Raw genomic sequence first — 20,761 nt, forward strand, 5'->3', positions numbered from 1 at the left:
GGAGGCGCCGCGCGCGCACCACCACGTTTGCCGCGCACCGAGGCGAGTGCGCGCCTCCTCGGGGTCTTGTCCACAAAGCCGGCCGGCTGTGGACAGGTGGCTCGTTCGGTCCGTGAGAGCCCGCTTTGTCGGTAGGCGCCGATAGCCTGACTTGGGGACGCCCCCAGGGAAGGCGGTTTCCAGGGGTGGTTGCAACACCTGAGGGTTCAGGAAATGCCTCGTGTCCGGGCGGGATCGGGATCGTGCTCCATGCTGTGTTTCCCGCGGTCCTGGTCGGCCTGTCATACCGTTGATTGCTGAGCGGGCGGCCTGCTTTGGCCTGGTGGAAGCTGGTGTAGGCGCAGGGAAGCGGCGCGGCAGGTCGGGATCAACTATCGGACCGCGAAACGCTGGCGAGCCGAGACGGCCCAGGCTGCGGCAACGGCGGTGCCGGTGGCGCCGGCGGAGGCGTCCTCGCGGTTTGAGTTCGGCGGAGCGGATCCGGATCGCCGACGGGGTCCGTCAGCCGGGGATGCCGCTGCGGATGGTCGCGGTCGAGCTGGGCCGGCCGGTGTCGACGATCAGCCGGGAACTGGTCCGCAACCAGCAGTCCGATGGCAGCTACCAGCCGCATGCGGCGCATGAGCTGGCCACCGGCCGGCGAGCCCGGCCCAAGATCGGCAAGCTGGCCGCGATCCGCCGGTTACGGGCCATCGTTGAGGATGGGGTTGGACGTGCGGTGGAGCCCGCAGCAGATCACCCGCTGGCTTCGCCGCGACCACCCTGACCGGCCGGAGTGGCATGACCATCTACCAAGCCCTCTACGTCCAGGCCCCGGTCCGGGCGGCCGGCCCCGCCGGGAACAGCTCAGGTGACGGCAGCCAGCAACGCTGGGTAGGCGTCCGCCGCGGTGAGCACTCGCGCCCTCCGGCTCGCGGCGAACGCGGCGACCGCTTCGTAAGCCTGGCTCAGCTCCGCCTCGGTCAGCGGAGCCGCGACCTCGACCTCCGAAGAACCACGAGCGGCGAAGCGCCGAAGCGTCTCCTCGAGCCCCGGCAGGAGCACAATCTCGTGGAAGCTCGCGCCCGTCTCGCCGGCCAGCGATTCGAGCCGCTCGGCGAAGCCCGGGCGGGCCAGCAGCTGCGGCACCACCACGTCGTGGCCCGCGCGGAGGTGGGTGCGGGCCGCCGCCAAGGCGATCTCCCGGGCCAGCAGACCGGCTTCACCCGGCGCTGATCGCCAGCCGCCGAGCATGGCGCGGACTTGGTCGACGTCCAAGGCCAACGTCGGCGGGTGGTGGTCGGCGTAGCGCCGGGCGAGCGTCGACTTGCCGCTGCCCGGCGGGCCGTTGAGCAGGATCAGCTTCACCGCACCGGCGGCAGGAACCCGATCCGCTGGTACGTCTTGGCCAGCGTCTTCGACGCGACCTCGCGTGCGCGTTCGGCACCGGCGGCGAGGACCTTGTCCAGCTCCGCCACATCGTCCAAATAGGACTTCGCGCGCTCCTGGATGGGCGTGACCCACTCGACGAAGACCTCGCCGAGGTCCTTCTTCAGGTCGCCGTAGCCCTTGCCCTCGTACGCCGCTTCGAGGTCCGGGATCGTGCGGTCGGTCAGCGCCGAGTAAATCGTCAGGAGGTTCGACACGCCTGCCTTGTTCTCGGTGTCGAACCTGACCTCGCGGCCCGTGTCGGTGACCGCCGAGCGGATCTTCTTCGCCGAGCGCTTCGGGTCCTCGAGCAGCTCGATGATCCCGTTGACGTTCGACGCCGACTTGCTCATCTTGGCCGTCGGTTCCTGCAGGTCGTAGATCTTCGCCGTGTCCTTGATGATGTACGGCTCCGGCACCACGAACGTCTTGCCCAGCCGGTTGTTGAAGCGCTGCGCGAGGTCGCGCGTCAGCTCCAGGTGCTGGCGCTGGTCCTCACCGACCGGGACGGCGTCCGCCCGGTACAGCAGGATGTCCGCCGCCTGCAGGATCGGGTAGGTGAACAGGCCGACGCTGGAGCGGTCGGAACCCTGCTTCGCGGACTTGTCCTTGAACTGCGTCATCCGGCCGGCCTCGCCGAAGCCGGTCTGGCATTCGAGGACCCAGCTCAGCTGGGCGTGCTCCGGCACGTGGCTCTGCACGAACAGGGCGCTGCGCTGCGGGTCGATGCCGATGGCGAGCAGCTGGGCGGCCGAAACGCGGGTGCGCTGCCGCAGCACCTTCGGGTCCTGCTCGACGGTGATCGCGTGCAGGTCGACCACGCTGTAGAAGGTTTCGTGCGTGTCCTGCAACTTCACCCACTGGCGCAGCGCGCCGAGGTAGTTGCCGAGGTGGAAGGAGTCGGCGGTGGGCTGGATCCCGGACAGGACCCGCGGGCGGCGCTCTGCTGCGACGGTCTGCTCTTCGGACACGTCAGGATTCTTCCAGGCCGGGGCGACCGGCGGGCGCCGAGGGCCCTCAGGCGTTCGGGCGCTGGGTGAGGAACGGGCGGGTCGGCGTCGCGTCGGGCTCACCGAGGACGGCTTCGGCCATCGCCGTGACCGGGTCGGGGACCTCCGGCACGGCGGGGGCGGCCTCGGCCAGGCGGGTCTTGCGCCGCTGCCGCAGCACACCCAGCGTCATGCCGACGATGCCGAGCGCGACCGCGACCAGCCCGACGGGGCCGAGCACGCCGAAGGCCTCCACGTTGGTGTCGGCCTGCGCTGTCGTCGTGACGGCGGCGAACGCGCTGCCGCCGGCCGCGAGCAGGCCGGCCGGGACGAGCGCGAGCACCACGGCCACGCGGAATCCGCGCAGGGTGGACCGCAACAGGGTTCGACCTGGGTTGCGCACCGGAGTGCCTCCCGCGAGTAACGCTCACCCATCCGAGTGAGACGTTGCGTGCTACTGGTCAGAAAACTACCGAGCGTGTCAAGACCTGCCGGTTCTGATCAACTCGGATTTCGAGGGTAGCGCTCAATCCGTAATACGCTGCGGGCGCCCCCAGGGTTCACTTTCGCCACCCGGTCGGGGGAATCGGTTACTCCCTGAGGTAGAGCGTGGCCGGAAAGTGCACGATCAGGTGTCACCCGTTCGATCCGATTCGTTCGGTCACCCGATCGTGGTCTTACCGACCGGGGAAGTCGATGTCGTAGGTCGCGGTGACCGGCGCGTGGTCGGACCACCGCTGGTCGTAGGCGGCCGCCCGCTCGACCACGACGTCGACGACCTTCTCGGCGAGCCCGGGCGTCGCGAGCTGGCAGTCGATGCGCCAGCCGGAGTCGTTGTCGAAGGCCTGGCCGCGGTAGGACCACCAGGTGTACGGGCCGGGGCCTTCGGGGTCGAGCCGTCGCTGGACGTCGGTGAAGCCGGCCTCGGTGTAGACGCGGCCGAGCCAGGCGCGTTCTTCGGGCAGGAAGCCGGAGTTCTTGCGGTTGCCGCGCCAGTTCTTGAGGTCGACGGTGTCGTAGGCGATGTTCCAGTCCCCGACGACCACGGCCTCGCGCCCGTCCGCGGCGGCCTTCGCACGCAGCTCGACGAGGTAGGGCAGGAACGCGGCCATGAAGCGTTCCTTTTCGTCCTGCCGTTCGGTGCCGACGTCCCCGCTGGGCAGGTAGAGACTGGCGACGACGACGTTCGGCAGGTGGACTTCGAGGTACCGCCCGCTGTCTTCGAATTCCGGTTCACCGAAGCCGACGCGAACCTCATCGGGCTCGACGCGGCTGTAGACGGCAACGCCGTTGCGCCCCTTGACAACCGACGGCGCGTGCACCGAGAACCACCCATCGGGTTCGACGACGGAAGCGGGCAGCTGACTGGCTTCGGCCCGGACCTCCTGGCAGGCGACGACATCGGCCTTGGTGGCGGCGAGCCACTCGACGAAGCCCTTTTTGGCGGCGGCGCGGAGGCCGTTGACGTTCACGGTGGAGACGGTCAGCACGCGGTGCACGCTACCGGCCGGGGTATCAGGGCCGGTCGCGGCGCGAGGAAAACGGGTGCGAAGGGCCGGGGTCGCTGTGCCAGACTGCCGCGCATGGGCGAACCCGGGAGCCGGTTGGTCGTGCTGGGCAGTTGTGGTGCGTGGCCGGAACCCGGCCGGTCCTGCGCCGGGTTTCTGTTGGCGCACAACGGCTTCCGCGTGGTTCTCGACCTCGGGTACGGCGCTGCGCCGCGCCTGTTCGCGCACTGCCCCGACGGGCTGCCCGACGCCGTCGTCGTGACGCACGAGCACCCCGACCACTGCGCCGACGTGAGCGCGTTGGGGCGGGCGTGGCACTACACGGTCCAGACCGGCGCGCCCTCGGCACGGCTGCCACTGCACTGCACGCCCGGCACCGTCCGGCGGCTCGAGGCGATGGAGCCCCGGCCGCACCCGGAGACGCTGTTCGACGTGCGGGACCTCGGCGAGCCGGCCGAAATCGGGCCGTTCCGGTTGACGCCGTACCCGCTGCCGCACCACCAGCCGAACTTCGGTGTGCGCCTCACGGCGCCCGGGCTGACGGTGGCGTACACCGGCGACACGGGACCGTCGCCCGCGCTGGCCGAGCTGGGCCGCGACGCCGACCTGTTCATCTGCGACGCCACCCTCCGCACCCGCCGCCGGAGGGAGAGCCCCGCTACCTGATGACGGCCGCGGAGGCGGGCCACTGGGCGGAGCGTGCCGGAGCTCGCCGGCTCCTGCTCACCCACTTCTGGCCCGGCACCGACCGCGGGGCGGCCGCCGAGGAGGCCCGCGCCGAGTTCGGTGGCGAGGTGCTGGTCGCGGAGGAGGACCTCGCGATCGCGCTCTGACGCCCGCCGACCCCCAGCGGGCCGCCAACGCACCCCACCGGCTTCGGAACGCGGCTACCTCGCCACGCCTCCGGCCGCCGCAGCAGATCCCACGCTGGTCGAGCTGCCGCTCGGGCAGCGATGGGCCGCACGCCCAGCACCCCTCGCGCCTCTCGGAAACGCGGCTACCTCGCTACGGCACCCGGCTGCCGTAGCAGGCCCCACACCGGTCGAGCTGCCGCCCGCCAGCGACCAGGCGCAGCACCGAGCACCCCTCGCGCCCCGACCCCCGTCCGAGCGCGGTCCCCAGGGCCTCGAACCCCACCGCCGCACCTGCACGCCGCTCCGACACCGTCCAAGCCCGCGAGACTCCCCCTGGAGACCCCGCGGACACACCGGCTCGTGCCGCGATTCAGTTGTCGCCCGCCCCCGGACGCTTTCTCCTTCCCCGACGGCCCATGCCGCCACCTGCGGTTTTCCCGATGATCAGTTCTAGCACCCACCACCGACAAAAACCGGCCCTTGACCCTCGAAGCTACGATCATTAGCTTTAAAGCTATGCCAAGTAGCCACCATGTCGCCTAGAGCCGGCCTGACCACGGACGCCGTGGTCGATCTCGCCGTCGCGGTCGTCGATGAGCTAGGCCCCAAGGAGCTCAGCCTCGCCAAGATCGCCGACCGCGCCGGCGTTGCCGCGCCCTCGCTCTACAAGCACGTCAAGAACCTCGCCGACCTCCGGCGGCTGATCGACCTCCGCGTCGTCAAGGAAATGGCCGAAACCCTCCGCGCCGCCGCCACCGGGCGCGAAGGCGGGGATGCCGTCGCCGCGGTCGCCGATGCCTACCGCCACTACCTGCAAGCCCACCCGCACCGGACCCACGCCCTGACCGCCGCCCCCGATCGGGGGGATGCCGAACTCAGCGCCGCGACCCACGCCGTTGCCGAAGTCGTCTTCGCCGTTCTGCGGCCGTTCGGCTTCGACCACGCCCAGTCCGTCCACGCCACGCGGTGCCTCCGCGCCGCCGTCCACGGGTTTGCCGGGCTCGAGGCCTCCGGCGGCTTCGGACGGCCCGAAGACGTCGGCGAGAGCTTCGAAGTGCTCAAGAAAATGCTCGTCCAAGGCCTCACGAACTACGCGGAGAAACCATGAGCTTCATCCTCGCCGTCCTGCTCTTCACCGTCGGGCTCGGTGTGCTCGACGCCCGCTTCCCCTGGACGGAGGCCCGCAGATGATCGCCGGGCACTTCGGGCTGGCCGCCGCCGTCAAGGCGGGCCGCCCCGCGATTCCCGTCTGGACGCTCATGCTCGCCACCGCCTGGCTCGACGTCGTCTTCGTCCCGCTCTACCTGAGCGGCGTCGAAACGGTCGACGGCGCGGGCTACGGCGGCGGCGTCATCCACGCCGACTACACCCACTCCCTCGTCGGCGCGCTCGTGCTCGCCGCGCTCTTCGGGGCGGTCGCGAGCAAATGGCTCGGGCGCGAAGCCGGGCTCGTCCTCGGCGGCGTCGTGTTCTCGCACTGGCTGCTCGACCTCGTCGTGCACCGCGCCGACCTGCCGATCCTGCCCGGCAACGCCGGCGACCTGCCCGTCTTCGGCTTCGGGCTCTGGCGGCTGCCCGCCGTCTCGGCCGTCGTCGAACTGCTCATGCTGGCGATCGGCATCGGCCTCTACTGGCGCGCCGCCGCGAAACGGGATCCGAAACGCGCCCGGACGCTGGGCCTCTCGGCCGCGGCCTTCGGCGTCGTGACGCTCGCGGCCGATCTACTGGGTGTCTAACAGGCGGAGCCGGCGACGGGCTGGGTGAACTCGGCGGCCACCCACTTGGCGTCGGCCACCTTGCGGAAGCCGTTCTGCACGCCCGGCATGGCATCGAACTGGGCGTCGCGCAGGTACTTGCCGACGATCTTCGCGTTGCCGTCGGCGGCCTCGCGGGCGTTCAGGACGTCCGCGGTCACGGTGACCTTGCAGCCGGTCGCCGAAGCCCCCGACGCCTGCTTGCCCGTGTTCATGGCGTACACGATGACGACCAGGACGAGCGCGCCCAAGATGAGCAGAGTCTTCTTCGACATGCCTTCCTCCAACCCGCGTGCCCCGTCCCCCGCCAAGGGTAGGCAATCCTTTACCCGGACGGCAGCGCCGGACGTCGCAACCACCCGGAGGCGCCAGCGGAACACGCGCGAGGTGACAACGCGTGATCAAAGCGAGAGCCCCCTCCCCGGCGAACCGGGAAGGGGGCTCTCCAAGCAACGAACTCAGCCCTGGGCGATCTTCTTCGCCAGGTTGTCGTCCAGCGTCGCGAGGAACTCCTCGGTCGTCTGCCACGGCTGGTCCTTGCTGATGAGCAACGCGAGGTCCTTCGTCATCTGGCCGCTCTCAACGGTCTCGACGACGACCTGCTCCAGCTTGTTCGCGAAGCCGATCAGCTCCTGGTTGCCGTCCAGCTTGCCGCGGTGCTCGAGGCCGCGGGTCCAGGCGTAGATCGACGCGATCGGGTTGGTCGACGTCGGCTTGCCCTGCTGGTGCTGGCGGTAGTGCCGGGTGACCGTGCCGTGCGCGGCCTCGGCCTCGACGGTCCGGCCGTCCGGCGTGCGCAGCACCGACGTCATCAGGCCCAGCGAGCCGAAGCCCTGCGCGACCGTGTCGGACTGGACGTCACCGTCGTAGTTCTTGCACGCCCAGACGTAGCCGCCCTCCCACTTCATCGCCGCGGCGACCATGTCGTCGATCAGGCGGTGCTCGTAGGAGATGCCCTTGGCGTCGAAGTCGGCCTTGAACTCGTTCTGGAAGATCTCCTCGAACACGTCCTTGAACTGGCCGTCGTAGGCCTTGAGGATGGTGTTCTTGGTGGAGAGGTAGACCGGCAGGCCGCGGTCCAGGCCGTACTGCAGGGACGCGCGCGCGAAGTCCTCGATCGACTTCTTGAAGTTGTACATCCCCATCGCGACGCCGCCGCCCTCGGGGAACTGCGCGACCTGGAACTCCATCGGCTCGGAGCCGTCGTCCGGGGTGTAGGTCACGGTCAGCTTGCCCGGGCCGGGGACCTTGAAGTTGGTCGCCTTGTACTGGTCGCCGTGCGCGTGGCGGCCGATGATGATCGGCTTCGTCCACGTCGGCACCAGCCGCGGGATGTTCTGGATGACGATCGGCTCGCGGAAGATCACGCCGCCGAGGATGTTGCGGATCGTCCCGTTCGGGGACAGCCACATCTTCTTGAGGCCGAACTCTTCGACGCGCGCCTCGTCCGGGGTGATCGTGGCGCACTTGACGCCGACGCCGTGCTTCTTGATCGCGTTCGCGGAGTCGACCGTGACCTGGTCGTCGGTGCGGTCCCGCTCCTCGATACCCAGGTCGTAGTAGTCCAGGTTCACGTCCAGGTACGGGTGGATCAGCTTGTCCTTGATGAACTGCCAGATGATGCGGGTCATCTCATCGCCGTCGAGTTCGACGACGGTGCCCTGGACCTTGATCTTGGCCATGAGCAGCGGTGCTCCTTCCGCGGATCTTCGCGTTCTTCTTTAAGTCTCGCCGGTAGCGGTACAAGCGTACTGCTTGACCGAGCTGGATGGTTCCAGTAGTGGCCGGTATCAAGTCTCCACCCGGCCGTTGTGGCACGGATCACCGGGCAGGACGGCCGCCGGACCACCGATTCGACCGTTCGCCGAGCGGTCGTCGCATTCGGGGGGTGAACCGGGGCACGATGCCACCCGTGACTCCAAGTGGGAGGTGACGGCCATGTCGACCCATCGGTACGCCGACTACGAAGTCGACTACGAGAACGACTACGAGGAGCAGGACGACCCCACCGACGCGCTCGACGAGCGGCCGCGCCGGGGCGCCGCGCACGTGGTCAGCGCGCTCGGCGGCCTCGTGCTCACTCCGGTCGCCCTCGGCCTGCTCAGCTGGGGTGGCCTGCGCCAGCAGCAGCTGATCCAGGCCACGCTGAGCACCAACCGCGACCCGCTGGGCATCGCGCTGCTGGCCGGCGGGGCGATCCTGCTGCTGGTCGTCGCCGCGCTCGGCGCGCTGTCGGCGGTCGGCCCGATCCTCGGCGGCCTGATCTACGGCGTACTGCCCGGCGTCGCCGCGATGGCCGTGCCCGAATGGGGCTTCCGGCTGGTCAACCTGATGCCGAAGAGCGACATCGCGTACGGCGTCATGGACTTCCTCTTCATCGGCGGCCTGCTCGGCGTGGGCTTCCTCCTGGTCGGCAGCGGCCTGGCCAACGCGCTGGTCCGGCGGCGGCGCGAAGGCTGACGCACGCCGGTGGCATCATCGGCGGATGGGACTGTTCACCGTGGCCGAGGCCCGCGACGAACTGGCGCGCCTGAGACCGGTCCTCGACGAACTCGTGCGCGTCCGCGCCGACGCCGCCGAGCTCGCGGCGTCGCTGCGGCCGGGTGGCCGGGCCACCGAGCTGGGCGGGCTGCCCGAGTGGAAGGCCGCACAGGCGCGCCTCGACGACCTGATGACGACGGTGCAGCACACCGGCGCCCAGCTCAAGGGGTTCGCGCCGCTGCTGGTCGACTTCCCCGCCGAGCTCGACGGCACCGACGTGCTCCTGTGCTGGCTCGAAGGCGACCGCGAGCTGAGCTGGTACCACCGCACCGACCTCGGTTTCGCCGGCCGCCGTCCGCTGAAAACCGCTGGTGGCCCTGGCTAGGTTGGGTTCGTGAGCGACGAATCCCGGGCCGCGTTCTTCGACGGCACAGCCGAGCACTACGACGACGACACGTTCCACGTCTCCGTGGCGGAGGCCCTGGTCGAGCCGCTCCCGTCCGGCCCGGAACTCGTGCTGGACGTCGCCACGGGAACCGGCTTCGCGGCATACGCGGCCTTGCAGCTGAGGCCCGCGCGCGTGCTCGCTGTCGACCTGTCGCCGGCGATGGTCGCGCGGGCCGAAGCGAAGGCGGCTGCGCAGGACCCCGACGGGCGGATCGAGTGGCGCGTCGGGCCCGCGGTGCCGATGCCGGCGCCGGACGGGTCGGCCGACGTCGTGCTGTGCGCGTCCTCGCTGCACTTCCTGGGCGCGGTGGCGTTCGCCGACTGGCTGCGGGTGCTGAAGCCGGGCGGACGGCTGGCGTTCTCGGTCGTGTCGGGGGCCCGGTTCAAACCGTCCGGGCCGTTCGCGGAGTTCGTGCCCGGCGACCTGTCGTTCCCGCTCGACGAGGCCGGGGCCGCCGCGCTGGCGAAGGACTTCGTGGACGTGTCGGCGAAGACGTTCACCGCCGACGACGGCGAGCGCGTCCGAAGCGTCTTCGTGGTGCACGCGACGGCCCCGTGACTCAGGCGTGGAAGTGGACCTCACCGCGGGTCGCCGGGCCGTCCGGGCTGCCGCAGTGCTGGACGAACGTCGCGTCGACGTCGGTCGTGCGGCCGTCGGCGTCCTTGTCAAGGCGGTCGATGGTGAAGTCCGCGTAGTCGTCACCGCAGCCGAAATGGGTGCTGACCACGAAGATCCCGGGCGTGGTCAGTGCCGGGTCGCTCTGCCCACGCCAGCGGGCGCCGGTGTAGGTGCCGGTGTGCAGTGCTTCCCCGGCCGGCGCGCTCAGCTCGACGCGCATGTCCTCGAAACCGGACTGGACGTCGATCTTCAGCACGCCATCGCGCTCCCAGACGGCGATCTCGTCGCCCGGTGCCGCGTAGTGGGCGCTGCCCTGCAGCGGCCAGGCGCCCTCCTCCGAGACGTAGTCGACCGTCTGCACCGGGTCCGCCGAAGCGACCGGCACGAGCGCCACGCCCAGCCCGGCCGCCGCCGTCAGGACCACGCACGCACGACGAAGTGAATTCACGGAACCTCCCCATCCCGAGCCGCCCTCCGCGGCACTGCCGATCATGCTCCCAGCATCACCCGGGCGAGGGATAGAGCAATTTTGCTCAGCGGTGCAGCGACGCCCCCTTGAGGATCTTGTCGACGGCGTTCTTCGGCCCGTGCACCGCCATTCCGGCCAGCGCCAGCTTCTCCCCCGGCACCGCGCGGACCGCCGCCCGGTTGTCGGCGTCGTTCCCGGTGTGGAACAGCTCGTCGGTGAAGATCGAGAACCTCAGGCCGCGGCCCAGTGCGCGGCGGTGCGCCGCGGTCAGGACGTCCGCCGTGCCCGAAAAGACCAGCACCGGCTGGCCGAACATCGGCAGGTACTGCGTGTCGTCGGCGTCGGCGTACGGCTCGCCCATCAGCTCGGGGGTCACGTGCGCGATCCCGCTCACCAGGAACGCCGTGACGTTCAGCCGCTGCCAGGACGCCAGGTCGTCGCGGAGCAGGACGGCGATCTTCGTGTCGAAGGAACTCATGCCGGTCACGATCGCCCGGGCGCCACGGCCGCGTCTTGTACGTTCTTGACATGGCGGACGTCGCGGCATGGCGGCCGGCGGTCCCGGGGATCGCCGAGGTCTTCCACGCGCGCTTCACCACGCACGCCTACCCGCTGCACACGCACGACACGTGGACGCTGCTCATCGTCGACGACGGCGTCATCCGCTACGACCTCGACCGCCACCACCACGGCGCGCTCGGCCCGGCGGTGACGCTGCTGCCGCCGAACGTCGCCCACGACGGCCGCGCCGCGACCAGCCACGGCTTCCGCAAGCGCGTGCTCTACCTGGACACGCCGGTGCTGGGCGAAGACCTGATCGGCGCGGCGGTCGACCGGCCGAGCCTCGCCGACGGCCTCCTGCGCACCCGCATCCACCAGCTCCACGAGTCCCTCGCCTCGCACGGCGACGCTCTCGAAGCCGAGAGCCGCTTGGTCCTGGTCGCCGACCGCCTGCGCACCCATTTGGGTCGCCCGGTTTCCCACGAACCGAAGCGCGGCCTGGCCGACGACCTGCGGGATCTGCTGGACGCGCGCCTGCCGGAGGCGCTGACGCTGGCGGAAGCGGGCGAGACGCTCGGCGCGCACCCGGCGTACCTCGTCCGCTGCTTCGGGGCGCGGTTCGGCCTGCCGCCGCACCGGTACCTCACGGGCCGCCGGGTCGACCGGGCCCGCCGGCTGCTGCTCGGTGGGACGCCGGCCGCGGAGGTCGCGACGGCGGCCGGGTTCACCGACCAGGCGCACCTGACGCGGCACTTCAAGCGGTACCTGGGCACGACGCCGTCGCGCTACGCGAAAACCCGGTGACGGCGTCGTTACGATCCGGATATGGGGTTCCTCGCGAGACTCGGCGGCCTGCGGTTCGCGGTCGCCGTCCTCACCGCCATGACCGCGCTCCAGATGACGCTCATCGCGTTCGGCAACATCACCGACTTCGGCACGAACCAGGCGTTCGTCCAGCACGTGCTGGCGATGGACACGACGTTCCGCTCACCGGACATGATGTGGCGCGCGATCACGAGTCCCGGCCTGCAGAACGCGGCGTACGTGGTGATCATCGCGTGGGAGACGCTGACGGCGCTGGTCCTGATCGCGGCCCTGGTCCAGTGGATCCGCGCCCGCGACGCAACGGCCCGGCGCCTGTCGTCCCTCGGCTGGGTGATGTGGGTGCTGCTGTTCGGCGTCGGCTTCCTCGCCATCGGCGGTGAGTGGTTCCAGATGTGGCAGTCGGAGAAGTGGAACGGGCTGCAGCCGGCGCTGCAGAACTTCCTGATCGCGACGGTGGCGCTGGTCGTCGCGCACCTGCCGGAGCGGCAAGCGACGGGTCAGCAGGGACGCGCCGCCGGCAACTGAGAGCAGGAGCCAGCGCGAGCACACGGTAGAACTCGAGCGCCGGCGTGCAGTCCTGGTTCGCGGCCTGGAGGTCACGCCGCCGGGGTCATGAACTTCTCCGGCCATGCCGAACCGGTCAAACCCACCTGCCGGAGAAGCTGCCGGGGCGGCAGGCTGTGTCAAGATGACGGCATGCTGCGCGAACTGCACCTGACCGGCGACCCGGCGGGCGACAAGTTGCTGAACGACGACCCGTTCGCCCTCCTCGTCGGCATGCTCCTGGACCAGCAGTTCCCGATGGAGCACGCCTTCATGGGCCCGCGGAAGATCGCCGACCGGATGGACGGCTTCTCGCTGGCGAAGATCGCGGCGACCGATGTCGAGGAGTTCGTCGAGCTCTGCGTGGTTCCGCCGGCCATCCACCGCTACGGCGGTTCGATGGCCCGCCGCGTTCACGCGCTCGCGCAGCACATCATCGAGCACTACGACGGCCGCACCGAGGGGATCTGGCTCGACGGCCGCCCGAAGCCGGATGGTCCCGAAGTCCTTAAGCGGCTGAAGGCGCTGCCCGGCTTCGGGGAGCAGAAGGCCAAGATCTTCCTGGCTTTGCTGGGAAAGCAGCGTGGCGTGCAGCCGAAGGGCTGGCGGGAAGCAGCCGGCGCGTACGGCGACCGCGGCTCGCGCCGGTCGATCGCCGACGTCACGAGCGCCGAAACCCTCGCCGAGGTGCGCGCGTTCAAGAAGGCCGCCAAGGCCGCGGCGAAGGCCGGCTAACGCACCCAGACGCGCAGCGGGCCGAGCGCCGAAGCGCCGTGGTCCAACGCGGTCCGCAGCGCGTCGCCGTGTTCGTAGCCGACCACCGGGGCCCCCGGGAACGCCGAGGCCACCGCCGCCACCGCGCCGGGCCACGCCGAGGCCGGGCCCGAGAAGTTGGACAACCCCACCACGCCGTCGCCGCGGTGGGCGACGACCTCCGCCGGGCCGCGGGACAGCACCGCCACCGAGTCGTCCACCGGGAAGCCGTGGTCGATCACCTCCCGCCAGCCCGGCTCGGGGACACCCGGTCCGCACGCGATCCAGGTCGCTTCGAACAAGATCGAGAACCCCGGCAGGTCCAGGGTCGCGAAGCTGTCCTTCACCGAACACCCCGGCGAGCCGTCGACGAACGGGAGGACGTCGGCGGCGGTGGCGTCCGGGGTCAAGGTCACCGCGTCCGGGTAGTACTCCGGTGTGCGGGAAGGCGAAGTCCACGCCCGCGGGCCGAACTGGCCGCCGCACACCAGAGCGCACCACGCCGCGTTTTCCGCGACCGTCCACTTCAGACTCGTCACAGCAGGCCCGCCAGCTTGTAGAGCACGAGACTCCCGGCCACCGCGACGTTCAGGCTGGCGCCGGTGCCGACCATCGGGATTTCGACGACGCTGTCGAGCAGATCGAGGGCCTCAGGCGGGATCCCCGTCTGCTCGTGGCCGAGCACGGCGATCGTGCGGCCGCGGGCGGCGGGCAGGTCGGCCAGCCGGACGGCCTCCTCGGCCAGTTCGACGCCGACCACCCGGGTGCCCGCCGCCCGCTCGCGCGCCAGCCAGCTCGGCGGGTCGTGCACCCAGTGCACGCAAGCCGGACGCCGCAACGTGTTCCCCCTCCGCAACGCCTCGGGTACCCACGGGAACCGCGGCACGGCGAGGCACGCCCCGACGGCGTCGCAGGTGCGCAGGAGAGTGCCGAGGTTCACGCCGTGCAGCGGCCACAGCGGGGCGGCCACCAGGTGGCCCCAACAGGAATGTGCCTTGCTGCGCCGGGACTTCCGCAGCTCTCGGGGCGTGCGGACCCGGACCGAAGGGCTCACCGGCGCCGAGGCGCGGCGCCTCCGAATTCGCTGATCATGCCCCGGAGTCTAACCCGTTCGCGGGGTCCACGGGACGGGTTTCCGCTCCTACCCTGGACCTGGAGGTGAAGCCCATGCACGCAGGAGTAGGCGACGAAATCCAGGTGCACGGCCGGACGGTCGGAGCGGCCGAGCAGCGCGGCGAGATCCTCGAAGTCCGGGGCCCCGACGGCGCACCGCCCTATCTGGTGCGGTTCGCCGACGGGCACGAAGGGCTCGTGTACCCCGGGCCCGACTGCGAGGTCCAGGCGCACGCCGACTAGGAGCTGTCCTGTAAGTCATCGGAGCCAGAGCACGATGGCGGCGATGGTGAGTTCGGCCTGGTAGTAGGCGGCGCGTTTGGCGTAGCGGGTGGCCAGGTCGCGGAACTGTTTGAGGCGGTTGAAGCAGCGTTCGACCACGTTGCGCTGCTTGTAGACCTCGGCATCGAAGGCCGGTGGTCGCCCGCCGCGAGGGCCTTTGGCGGCGCGGCGGGCGATCTGGTCGTCCCGTTCCGGGCTGACGAAGGTGATCTGCCGGTCGCGCATCGCCTGGCGGGTCGAGGGATGCGAGTACGCCTTGTCTGCGATCACCGTCTCCGGCCGGCATCGCGGACGACCTGGCCCGAGGCGGGCGACGCTGATGCCGTCCAGCAGCGGCACCAGCTGCGGATTGTCGCCCGCCTGACCCGGCGTGAGCAGAAACCGCATCGGCAGACCCCGCCCATCCACGGCCAGGTGGATCTTGGTACTCAGCCCGCCACGGGACCGCCCGAGTCCTTCCCCGTCGCAGGCGAGGGCTTCGACTCCGTCGCTGCATCCCCCTTTTTCCGGGCACCAGCCGAGTGCTGATGGGCCCGGACCACGCTCGAGTCGACCGAGATGATCCATTCCAGGTCGCCGACGGCGTCGTCTTTGACGATCACCCGGTCGAGGATCTTGTTCCAGGTACCGTCCTTGGTCCACAACCGCAACCGTTCATGCGCGGTTTTCCAGGGTCCGTAGCGTTCGGGCAGGTCACGCCACGGAGCGCCGGTGCGCAGCTTCCACAAGATCGCGTTGATGACTTGGCGGTGATCACGCCACCGCCGCCCACCGCCTTGCTGCGGTGGCAGCAGCGGCTCGATCACCGCCCACGCCTTGTCCGTCAACTCACCACGACCAACCACGTCCGCATCCAACCGGACCGCAGCTAGATCACTTACAGGACACGCCCTAACCGACGGCGACCTGTTCCCGAGGCTCGCGGACCCGCCCCCACGCCGAGCCGACCAGCAGCAGGGCGGCGAGGGTCAGCGCGGCCGCGACCTCGGGCAGCAGCAGCGGGCCGCCCGACGCGAGCACCGCTCCCCCGACCACGCCGGACAGGCCGACGCCGAGGTAGATCGCGGACGCGTTGAGCGAAAGCACCAGTCCGGCGTGGCCCGGCGACAGCTCGATCAGGCGGTGCTGCACCGGCGGGTTGAACGACCAGGTCGCCAGCCCCCACACGAACAGCGAGATCCCGGCCGCGACCGGCGTCACCGTCGTCAGCGGCAGCAACGCCATCACGGCAGTGATGGCCACGGTGACCACGATCAGGGGCCGGCGCGAACCCCAGCGGTCGGTCGCCCGGCCGCCGGCGAAGTTGCCGATCGCGCCGCCGACGCCGTAGCAGAAGAGCAGCACCGTCACGGTCGTGCCGTGCACGCCCGCGGTCGCGGCCAGCAGCGGTGACACGAACGTGTAGACCATGAACGCGGCCAAGCACGCGAGCACCGTCGTGGCCAGCATGACGAGCACCCGCGGGTCGCGGCCCGCGGCGAACCGCTCGGCGAGGCCCACCCGCGGCGGGGCGGCGACCGTGGGCAGCGCGAACCGCACGGCCAGCGCGCTCACCAGCGAAAACGCGGCGACCAGCGCGAACGCCGCCCGGTAGCCGAGGTGCTGCGAGATGAGACTGCCGAGCGGGACGCCGAAGATGAGCGCCACCGTCAGGCCACCGAAGACCAGCGCGACCGCGCGGCCCCGGCGCTCGGGGACGGTCAGCTCGGCCGCCACGGCACTCGCCGCGGGCGTGAACACCGCGGCGCCGACCGCGGTCACCACCCGGGCGACCAGCAGGGAGCCGTAGCCGGGCGCCAGCGCGGCGAACAGGTTGCCGGCGCCGGTGACGGCGAGCGCGGCGACCAGCAGCGTGCGGCGTTCCCAGGTGCCGGTGGCCGCGGCGAACAGCGGCGAGCCGATCGCGTACGCGATGGCGAAGGCGGTCACGAGCTGGGCTGCGGCCGTGGCCGAGACGTGCAACTCGCCGGTCAGCGCGGGCAGCAGCCCGGCGACGATGTAACCGCTGGTGCCGACGCCGAAGGCGCCGAAGGCGAGGACGGAGATCCGGGACGGAGCAGGTGCGGACATGGGCTGAGCCCCCAAGCGAAGCAGGGATTGGTTCGACGAACGTCGTAGTTCGACAGTCACCGTACTACGACTCGCCCCCCAATTTCGACCGGCGTCGTACAATGGGCTCATGGCCAAGACCGACACCCTGCCCCCGATCGCCCACCCGGCCCGGGCGGAGATCACCGTCGAAGGCGTGCTCCGCGCCCTCGCCGACCCGGTGCGGCTGGCCATCGTCCGCCAGCTCGCGAGCACCGATCAGGAAATCGCCTGCGGCGGGCTCACCGTGCCGGTGACCAAGTCCACACTCACCCACCACCTGAGCATCCTGCGGCAGGCCGGGGTCGTGGCCGGCCGCCAGGAGGGCACCACGCGGTTCAACTCGTTGCGCCGCAACGATCTCGACGCCCTGTTCCCGGGCCTGCTGAACGGCGTCCTGGCCGCTCCGCGCTGACCACCGCGGCCGGAGTGCGGATCGTCACCCGATATCGGGATGACAACGGGCCCCCTCGCTTGTTGGACTAGGGCGTAGGCAGCTCACGGCGCTGGGGCCGATCGGCTGTCTCTCTTTTTGCCCGTTGACTGAACCGATCCAGAGATCGGCTCGGTAATCGTTTACCCACCTTGGAAGGAGTGCCGTGCCCGTCGCGCTGCTCGCGCTCGCCATCGGAGCTTTCGGCATCGGGACCACCGAGTTCGTCATGATGGGCGTGCTGCCCCAGGCGGCCGCCGACTTCGGCGTCGACATCCCGACCGCCGGCCACCTCATCTCCGCCTACGCCCTCGGCGTCGTCGTCGGCGCCCCCCTGCTCACCGCGGTCGCCGTCCGGCTGCCGCGCAAGACCATGCTGCTGGCCATGATGGGCCTGTTCACGCTGGGCAACGCGCTCTTCGCGCTGTCCCCGAACCAGGAGTTCGGCGTCGCGTTCCGGTTCCTCGCCGGCCTGCCCCACGGTGCGTTCTTCGGCGCCGGGGCGGTGGTCGCCTCCAGCCTCGTCGGCCACGGCGAACGCGCCAAGGCCGTGTCGCTGATGTTCCTCGGCCTGACCCTCGCGAACGTCATCGGCGTGCCGCTGGGCACGCTGCTCGGCCAGCAGGTCGGCTGGCGCGCCACCTTCGGCGTCGTCGCGGTGATCGGGCTGGTCGCCATCGCGGCCATCGCCAAGCTCGTCCCGCACCAGGGCAAGCCCGCCGCCGAGGCGTCGCTGCGCAACGAGATCGGCGCGTTCAAGCGGCCGCAGGTGCACCTCGCGCTGGCGATCGTCACGTTCGGGCTGGGCGGCGTGTTCGCCTGCCTGTCCTACATCACGCCGATGCTGACCGACGTCGCCGGCTACTCGCCGTCGGACGTCACGCTGCTGCTGTCGCTGGCCGGCGTCGGCATGACGATCGGCAACCTGCTCGGCGGCCGCCTGGCCGACCGCGCGCTGATGCCGAGCCTGTACATCGCGCTGCTGGCGCTGGCGTCGGTGCTGGGCATCTTCACGATCACCGCGCAGGGCAAGATCGGCGCGGCGATCACGATCTTCTTCGTCGGTGTCGCCGGGTTCATGATCGGCCCGATGATGCAGGCGCGGATCATGGAAAAGGCGGGCGGCACTCCGTCCCTGGTGTCGGCCGCCGTCCAGTCCGCGTTCAACATCGCCAACTCGATCGGGGCCTACCTCGGCGGGCTGGTGATCGCCGGCGGGCTCGGCCTGGTCGCCCCCAACTGGGTCGGCGCGCTGCTCGCGGTCTTCGGCCTCACGCTGGCCGTCGTCTCGGGCACCCTCGACCGCCGGGAAGCGAAGGCCGAACGCCGGGAACTCGCCCTCGCGTCCTGACAGTCACTCCCAAAAAGGGCACTTTCACGTGAAAGTGCCCTTTTTGGCGGCTCAGGCGGAGCCGAGCGGGCCGCCGATGATCGTCAGGGCGACGTACAGCACCGCCGCCGCCAATGACGTGAACGTCACCACGTCCACGAGCTTGCCGCGGATGGCCAGCAGGCCCGCCTTGGCCGTCGGCAGCACCGCCCGCAGGACCGCGGCGAGCAGGAGCGCGGCGCCGATCAGCGCCGCGCCCTCCCGCCAGTGGTACTGGAAGATCCGCAGGGCCGCGACGGCCACCACGAGCAACACCACCGCGAACGGCAGCTGGCTGAACCGGTCCCGCCCGCTCCGGCGGTCGCGGACGTCCCGCCGGTCGTCGGTCACCGTCATCGGCCCTGGACCGAGCGTTCCGCCGCTTCGACCACGTTGCTGACGAGCATCGCCCGGGTCATCGGGCCGACCCCGCCCGGGTTCGGCGAAATCCAGCCGGCGACCTCGGCGACGCCCGGGTGGACGTCACCGGTGAGCTTGCCGTCCACATGGGACACGCCGACGTCGAGCACCGCGGCGCCCGGGGCGACCATGTCCGGCGTGATGATCCCGGCCACCCCGGCCGCGGCCACCACGATGTCGGCCCGGCGGACCTCGGCGGCGAGGTCGCGGGTGCCGGTGTGGCAGAGGGTGACGGTGGCGTTCTCGCTGCGGCGGGTCAGCAGCAGGCCCAGGGTGCGGCCGACGGTGATGCCGCGGCCGACCACCGTGACGCGCGCGCCGTTCAGCTCGACGCCGTGGCGCTTGAGCAGCTCGATGATCCCGTACGGCGTGCACGGCAGCGCGCCCTGCTGGCCGAGCACGAGCCGGCCGAGGCTGACCGGCGCGAGGCCGTCGGCGTCCTTCTCCGGGTCGATCCGCTCCAGCACGCGGTTCGCGTCGAGGTGCTTCGGCAGGGGCAGCTGCACGATGTAGCCGTGGCAGGCGGGGTCGGCGTTCAGCTCGTCGATGACGGCTTCGAGCTTCTCCTGGGTGATGTCGGCCGGCAGGTCGCGGCGGATCGAGTTGACCCCGATCTTGCCGCTGTCGGCGTGCTTCATCCGCACGTACGAGTGCGACCCCGGGTCGTCGCCGACCAGGACGGTGCCGAGGCCGGGCGTCACCCCCTTCGCGGCGAGGGCCGCGACGCGGGGCTCGAGCTCCGCGAAAATGGCGTTCTTGGTGGCCTTGCCGTCGAGAATCTTCGCCGTCACGCGCCCCATTCTGGCAAAGCGACCCCCGCGCGTCGCTTCCAGGCGCGGGTGGTCGCAGCCCGTAGACTGGCCGCTACCCCACACGGTCCAATCGCGACGCTGCCCGCGATCAAGCTGTGATCTACCGCACGTCGCATCACCCGAGGTCAGGCCGGGTGCCACCGGGTGACCGAGCGGCAAAACCCACATGCGGGGTGCACTCGCGCGCGCGAGCAGTCAAAATGTGCGGGTGGCACAACCGACGACGCAGCTGAACGCGACCGAGCAGGACACCCTGGTCAAGCAGATCGGCCTTGCCCTGCTCCGTGCCGCCCCGCGCGACTGGCGCAAGGTCACCGCGGAGTACCGAGCCGTCGGCAGGTACCACGAGCTGACCGGCGAGATCGTCACCGAGGACGGCACGGTGCACGAATGGCTCGCCACCCACGACATCGCGACCCTGTTCGGCAGGCTCCGCGGCGGCATGTACCGCGACGGCCGCGGAACGTGGTTCAACGCGCGCTACCAGCTGGACCACCCGTCCAGCTACAACCTCGAGTACAACCGCGACGAGCCGGTGTGGAACCTCGCGCCGCCGCCGCAGGCCTACTCCGACGAGCTGCGGATGTTCCCGCGCACCGAGGAGAACGTCCCCGAATGGCTGATTCGGCGGATGTCCGGGCTGGGCCCGGAGCAGCCGGGGCCGCACTTCCGGATCGCCCGGATCTTCGACACCGTCGGCCCGGCGGGCCGGCCGGTGATCAACCGCCCCGACCTCGAGGTCGACGAGCAGGACCGGCTGCTGGAGTACCTGGAGCACGCGCCGCTGGTGGTGCCCGAGCGCGGCTACGACATCGACCGGCTGGCCGCGACGCCGGAAGCGACCGTCCCGGTCGCCTTCCACAGCGACGGCCAGTGGATCTGGCCCGCCGCCGTCAACTTCTACCTCCACAAGTACGGCGTTTCGCCCGAACCGGACCTGGTCGAGCACGTCCGTTCGGTCGGCTTCACCCTGCCGCCGGTCGACGAGCCGACGCTGCAGGCCGCGGCCGCGTACCTGACCCGGGGCAACCAGCCGCCGCCGCAGCAGCAGCGCCCGGCCGGGCCGCCGCCCCAGGGGCCGCCCCCGCAGGGCC

General features: G+C 70.7%; 26 protein-coding genes and 2 pseudogenes. 14 read left to right on the forward strand and 14 right to left on the reverse strand.

Annotated features, from left to right (window positions below):
- Positions 1 to 460 precede the first annotated feature (460 nt).
- Positions 461 to 766 carry a helix-turn-helix domain-containing protein gene (locus IE317_RS20010; RefSeq protein ID WP_191312232.1) on the forward strand — a complete coding sequence of 102 codons (306 nt, stop codon included), beginning with the start codon at positions 461 to 463 and terminating at the stop codon, positions 764 to 766.
- An 80-nt stretch (positions 767 to 846) separates the two neighbouring features.
- Here IE317_RS20010 and IE317_RS20015 read toward each other — a convergent pair whose 3' ends face one another.
- The 4 genes from IE317_RS20015 to IE317_RS20030 form a co-directional block, all read right to left on the reverse strand.
- Entirely contained in the window at positions 847 to 1,347 is a 501-nt protein-coding gene (locus IE317_RS20015) for an AAA family ATPase (protein ID WP_191312234.1), read from the reverse strand.
- On the reverse strand, positions 1,344 to 2,378 hold the full coding sequence (trpS, locus tag IE317_RS20020) for a tryptophan--tRNA ligase (RefSeq protein ID WP_191312236.1): 1,035 nt from the start codon (positions 2,376 to 2,378) through the stop codon (positions 1,344 to 1,346). The genes IE317_RS20015 and trpS overlap by 4 nt, the downstream gene beginning before the upstream one ends.
- A 46-nt stretch (positions 2,379 to 2,424) precedes the next feature.
- Positions 2,425 to 2,775, reverse strand: a complete 351-nt coding sequence (locus IE317_RS20025; protein ID WP_191312238.1) for a hypothetical protein — start codon at positions 2,773 to 2,775, stop codon at positions 2,425 to 2,427.
- A gap of 298 nt (positions 2,776 to 3,073) precedes the next feature.
- The gene (locus IE317_RS20030) at positions 3,074 to 3,895 is read right to left on the reverse strand and encodes an exodeoxyribonuclease III (protein WP_191312240.1); all 822 of its coding nucleotides are present in this window, start codon (positions 3,893 to 3,895) and stop codon (positions 3,074 to 3,076) included.
- A gap of 84 nt (positions 3,896 to 3,979) precedes the next feature.
- Between IE317_RS20030 and IE317_RS20035 the strand changes: the two are divergent.
- The 3 genes and pseudogenes from IE317_RS20035 (at position 3,980) to IE317_RS20045 (ending at position 6,494) form a co-directional block, all read left to right on the forward strand.
- A pseudogene (locus IE317_RS20035) lies at positions 3,980 to 4,737 on the forward strand (MBL fold metallo-hydrolase).
- A 553-nt stretch (positions 4,738 to 5,290) separates the two neighbouring features.
- Positions 5,291 to 5,866, forward strand: coding sequence for a TetR/AcrR family transcriptional regulator (locus IE317_RS20040; RefSeq protein ID WP_191312242.1), 576 nt, complete (start codon positions 5,291 to 5,293; stop codon positions 5,864 to 5,866).
- Between the two features lie 79 nt (positions 5,867 to 5,945).
- Positions 5,946 to 6,494, forward strand: a complete 549-nt coding sequence (locus tag IE317_RS20045) for a permease (protein ID WP_191312243.1) — start codon at positions 5,946 to 5,948, stop codon at positions 6,492 to 6,494.
- Here the strand turns inward: IE317_RS20045 and IE317_RS20050 are convergent.
- Together IE317_RS20050 and IE317_RS20055 are read right to left on the reverse strand one after the other, a co-directional pair.
- The gene (locus IE317_RS20050) at positions 6,491 to 6,787 is read right to left on the reverse strand and encodes an SH3 domain-containing protein (RefSeq protein ID WP_191312245.1); all 297 of its coding nucleotides are present in this window, start codon (positions 6,785 to 6,787) and stop codon (positions 6,491 to 6,493) included. The two genes, IE317_RS20045 and IE317_RS20050, sit on opposite strands and share 4 nt — an antisense overlap.
- Before the next feature lie 183 nt (positions 6,788 to 6,970).
- Positions 6,971 to 8,194 (reverse strand): NADP-dependent isocitrate dehydrogenase, encoded by a 1,224-nt coding sequence (locus IE317_RS20055; RefSeq protein ID WP_191312247.1) that lies wholly within the window; start codon positions 8,192 to 8,194, stop codon positions 6,971 to 6,973.
- Between the two features lie 256 nt (positions 8,195 to 8,450).
- Between IE317_RS20055 and IE317_RS20060 the strand changes: the two genes are divergently transcribed.
- The 3 genes from IE317_RS20060 to IE317_RS20070 are packed head-to-tail and all read left to right on the forward strand — an operon-like array spanning position 8,451 to position 9,999.
- Positions 8,451 to 8,972, forward strand: coding sequence for a hypothetical protein (locus IE317_RS20060; protein WP_191312249.1), 522 nt, complete (start codon positions 8,451 to 8,453; stop codon positions 8,970 to 8,972).
- Positions 8,973 to 8,997: 25 nt separating this feature from the next.
- Positions 8,998 to 9,378: a DUF2203 domain-containing protein gene (locus tag IE317_RS20065; RefSeq protein ID WP_191312251.1), complete on the forward strand. Its 381-nt coding sequence runs from the start codon at positions 8,998 to 9,000 to the stop codon at positions 9,376 to 9,378.
- Positions 9,379 to 9,387: 9 nt separating this feature from the next.
- On the forward strand, positions 9,388 to 9,999 hold the full coding sequence (locus IE317_RS20070; RefSeq protein WP_191312253.1) for a class I SAM-dependent methyltransferase: 612 nt from the start codon (positions 9,388 to 9,390) through the stop codon (positions 9,997 to 9,999).
- Between the two features lies 1 nt (position 10,000).
- On the opposite strand, the gene IE317_RS20075 is transcribed toward IE317_RS20070, so the two are convergent.
- Complete coding sequence (locus IE317_RS20075; RefSeq protein ID WP_229902803.1) at positions 10,001 to 10,507, reverse strand: hypothetical protein; 507 nt, start codon at positions 10,505 to 10,507, stop codon at positions 10,001 to 10,003.
- 85 nt (positions 10,508 to 10,592) lie between these two features.
- Positions 10,593 to 11,006 (reverse strand): DUF2000 domain-containing protein, encoded by a 414-nt coding sequence (locus IE317_RS20080; protein WP_191312255.1) that lies wholly within the window; start codon positions 11,004 to 11,006, stop codon positions 10,593 to 10,595.
- A gap of 50 nt (positions 11,007 to 11,056) precedes the next feature.
- Here IE317_RS20080 and IE317_RS20085 point away from each other — a divergent pair, with 50 nt between their 5' ends.
- The 3 genes from IE317_RS20085 (at position 11,057) to IE317_RS20095 (ending at position 13,132) form a co-directional block, all read left to right on the forward strand.
- Positions 11,057 to 11,833 (forward strand): helix-turn-helix transcriptional regulator, encoded by a 777-nt coding sequence (locus IE317_RS20085; RefSeq protein WP_191312257.1) that lies wholly within the window; start codon positions 11,057 to 11,059, stop codon positions 11,831 to 11,833.
- A 21-nt stretch (positions 11,834 to 11,854) separates the two neighbouring features.
- A complete protein-coding gene (locus tag IE317_RS20090) occupies positions 11,855 to 12,379 on the forward strand; it encodes a DUF2165 domain-containing protein (RefSeq protein ID WP_191312259.1) in 525 nt (174 codons plus the stop codon).
- A 171-nt stretch (positions 12,380 to 12,550) separates the two neighbouring features.
- On the forward strand, positions 12,551 to 13,132 hold the full coding sequence (locus IE317_RS20095) for an HhH-GPD-type base excision DNA repair protein (protein ID WP_191312261.1): 582 nt from the start codon (positions 12,551 to 12,553) through the stop codon (positions 13,130 to 13,132).
- Here IE317_RS20095 and IE317_RS20100 read toward each other — a convergent pair.
- Both IE317_RS20100 and IE317_RS20105 read right to left on the reverse strand, forming a co-directional pair.
- The gene (locus IE317_RS20100; RefSeq protein WP_229902804.1) at positions 13,129 to 13,689 is read right to left on the reverse strand and encodes a hypothetical protein; all 561 of its coding nucleotides are present in this window, start codon (positions 13,687 to 13,689) and stop codon (positions 13,129 to 13,131) included. The genes IE317_RS20095 and IE317_RS20100 overlap by 4 nt on opposite strands.
- On the reverse strand, positions 13,686 to 14,120 hold the full coding sequence (locus IE317_RS20105) for a TrmH family RNA methyltransferase (RefSeq protein ID WP_191312263.1): 435 nt from the start codon (positions 14,118 to 14,120) through the stop codon (positions 13,686 to 13,688). Before IE317_RS20105 ends, IE317_RS20100 begins: the two co-directional genes overlap by 4 nt.
- Before the next feature lie 197 nt (positions 14,121 to 14,317).
- Between IE317_RS20105 and IE317_RS20110 the strand changes: the two genes are divergently transcribed.
- Positions 14,318 to 14,506, forward strand: a complete 189-nt coding sequence (locus IE317_RS20110) for a DUF1918 domain-containing protein (RefSeq protein ID WP_191312265.1) — start codon at positions 14,318 to 14,320, stop codon at positions 14,504 to 14,506.
- A gap of 15 nt (positions 14,507 to 14,521) precedes the next feature.
- Here the strand turns inward: IE317_RS20110 and IE317_RS20115 are convergent.
- Positions 14,522 to 15,390 (reverse strand): IS5 family transposase gene (locus tag IE317_RS20115; protein WP_229902806.1). Its coding sequence is split into 2 segments (ribosomal slippage): positions 14,522 to 15,016 and positions 15,019 to 15,390, totalling 867 coding nucleotides; the frame shifts between segments, so codons are not numbered across the junction.
- A 46-nt stretch (positions 15,391 to 15,436) separates the two neighbouring features.
- Complete coding sequence (locus IE317_RS20120) at positions 15,437 to 16,615, reverse strand: MFS transporter (RefSeq protein WP_191312267.1); 1,179 nt, start codon at positions 16,613 to 16,615, stop codon at positions 15,437 to 15,439.
- 109 nt (positions 16,616 to 16,724) lie between these two features.
- Here IE317_RS20120 and IE317_RS20125 point away from each other — a divergent pair, with 109 nt between their 5' ends.
- Both IE317_RS20125 and IE317_RS20130 read left to right on the forward strand, forming a co-directional pair.
- Positions 16,725 to 17,048 (forward strand): ArsR/SmtB family transcription factor, encoded by a 324-nt coding sequence (locus IE317_RS20125; RefSeq protein ID WP_191312269.1) that lies wholly within the window; start codon positions 16,725 to 16,727, stop codon positions 17,046 to 17,048.
- A gap of 184 nt (positions 17,049 to 17,232) precedes the next feature.
- Positions 17,233 to 18,417 (forward strand): MFS transporter, encoded by a 1,185-nt coding sequence (locus IE317_RS20130; RefSeq protein WP_191312271.1) that lies wholly within the window; start codon positions 17,233 to 17,235, stop codon positions 18,415 to 18,417.
- Positions 18,418 to 18,468: 51 nt separating this feature from the next.
- Here IE317_RS20130 and IE317_RS20135 read toward each other — a convergent pair whose 3' ends face one another.
- Positions 18,469 to 18,792, reverse strand: coding sequence for a DUF3017 domain-containing protein (locus tag IE317_RS20135; protein WP_191312273.1), 324 nt, complete (start codon positions 18,790 to 18,792; stop codon positions 18,469 to 18,471).
- A complete protein-coding gene (locus IE317_RS20140; RefSeq protein ID WP_229902805.1) occupies positions 18,789 to 19,646 on the reverse strand; it encodes a bifunctional methylenetetrahydrofolate dehydrogenase/methenyltetrahydrofolate cyclohydrolase in 858 nt (285 codons plus the stop codon). Before IE317_RS20140 ends, IE317_RS20135 begins: the two co-directional genes overlap by 4 nt.
- A 223-nt stretch (positions 19,647 to 19,869) precedes the next feature.
- On the opposite strand from IE317_RS20140, the pseudogene IE317_RS20145 reads away from it, so the two are divergent.
- Positions 19,870 to 20,761, forward strand: a pseudogene (locus IE317_RS20145) (glycohydrolase toxin TNT-related protein); the annotation flags it as partial.

The organism is Amycolatopsis bullii (genome assembly GCF_014654205.1).
GTDB classification, from domain to species: domain Bacteria; phylum Actinomycetota; class Actinomycetes; order Mycobacteriales; family Pseudonocardiaceae; genus Amycolatopsis; species Amycolatopsis plumensis.

Coding starts and splice junctions, on each gene's coding strand:
- IE317_RS20040 (WP_191312242.1), top strand. CDS start 5,291: ATGTCGCCTAGAGCCGGCCTGACCACGGACGCCGTGGTCGATCTCGCC.
- IE317_RS20045 (WP_191312243.1), top strand. CDS start 5,946: ATGATCGCCGGGCACTTCGGGCTGGCCGCCGCCGTCAAGGCGGGCCGC.
- IE317_RS20050 (WP_191312245.1), bottom strand. CDS start 6,787: ATGTCGAAGAAGACTCTGCTCATCTTGGGCGCGCTCGTCCTGGTCGTC.
- IE317_RS20060 (WP_191312249.1), top strand. CDS start 8,451: ATGTCGACCCATCGGTACGCCGACTACGAAGTCGACTACGAGAACGAC.
- IE317_RS20065 (WP_191312251.1), top strand. CDS start 8,998: ATGGGACTGTTCACCGTGGCCGAGGCCCGCGACGAACTGGCGCGCCTG.
- IE317_RS20080 (WP_191312255.1), bottom strand. CDS start 11,006: ATGAGTTCCTTCGACACGAAGATCGCCGTCCTGCTCCGCGACGACCTG.
- IE317_RS20135 (WP_191312273.1), bottom strand. CDS start 18,792: ATGACGGTGACCGACGACCGGCGGGACGTCCGCGACCGCCGGAGCGGG.
- IE317_RS20055 (WP_191312247.1), bottom strand. CDS start 8,194: ATGGCCAAGATCAAGGTCCAGGGCACCGTCGTCGAACTCGACGGCGAT.
- IE317_RS20120 (WP_191312267.1), bottom strand. CDS start 16,615: ATGTCCGCACCTGCTCCGTCCCGGATCTCCGTCCTCGCCTTCGGCGCC.
- IE317_RS20095 (WP_191312261.1), top strand. CDS start 12,551: ATGCTGCGCGAACTGCACCTGACCGGCGACCCGGCGGGCGACAAGTTG.
- IE317_RS20090 (WP_191312259.1), top strand. CDS start 11,855: ATGGGGTTCCTCGCGAGACTCGGCGGCCTGCGGTTCGCGGTCGCCGTC.
- IE317_RS20110 (WP_191312265.1), top strand. CDS start 14,318: ATGCACGCAGGAGTAGGCGACGAAATCCAGGTGCACGGCCGGACGGTC.
- IE317_RS20125 (WP_191312269.1), top strand. CDS start 16,725: ATGGCCAAGACCGACACCCTGCCCCCGATCGCCCACCCGGCCCGGGCG.
- IE317_RS20085 (WP_191312257.1), top strand. CDS start 11,057: ATGGCGGACGTCGCGGCATGGCGGCCGGCGGTCCCGGGGATCGCCGAG.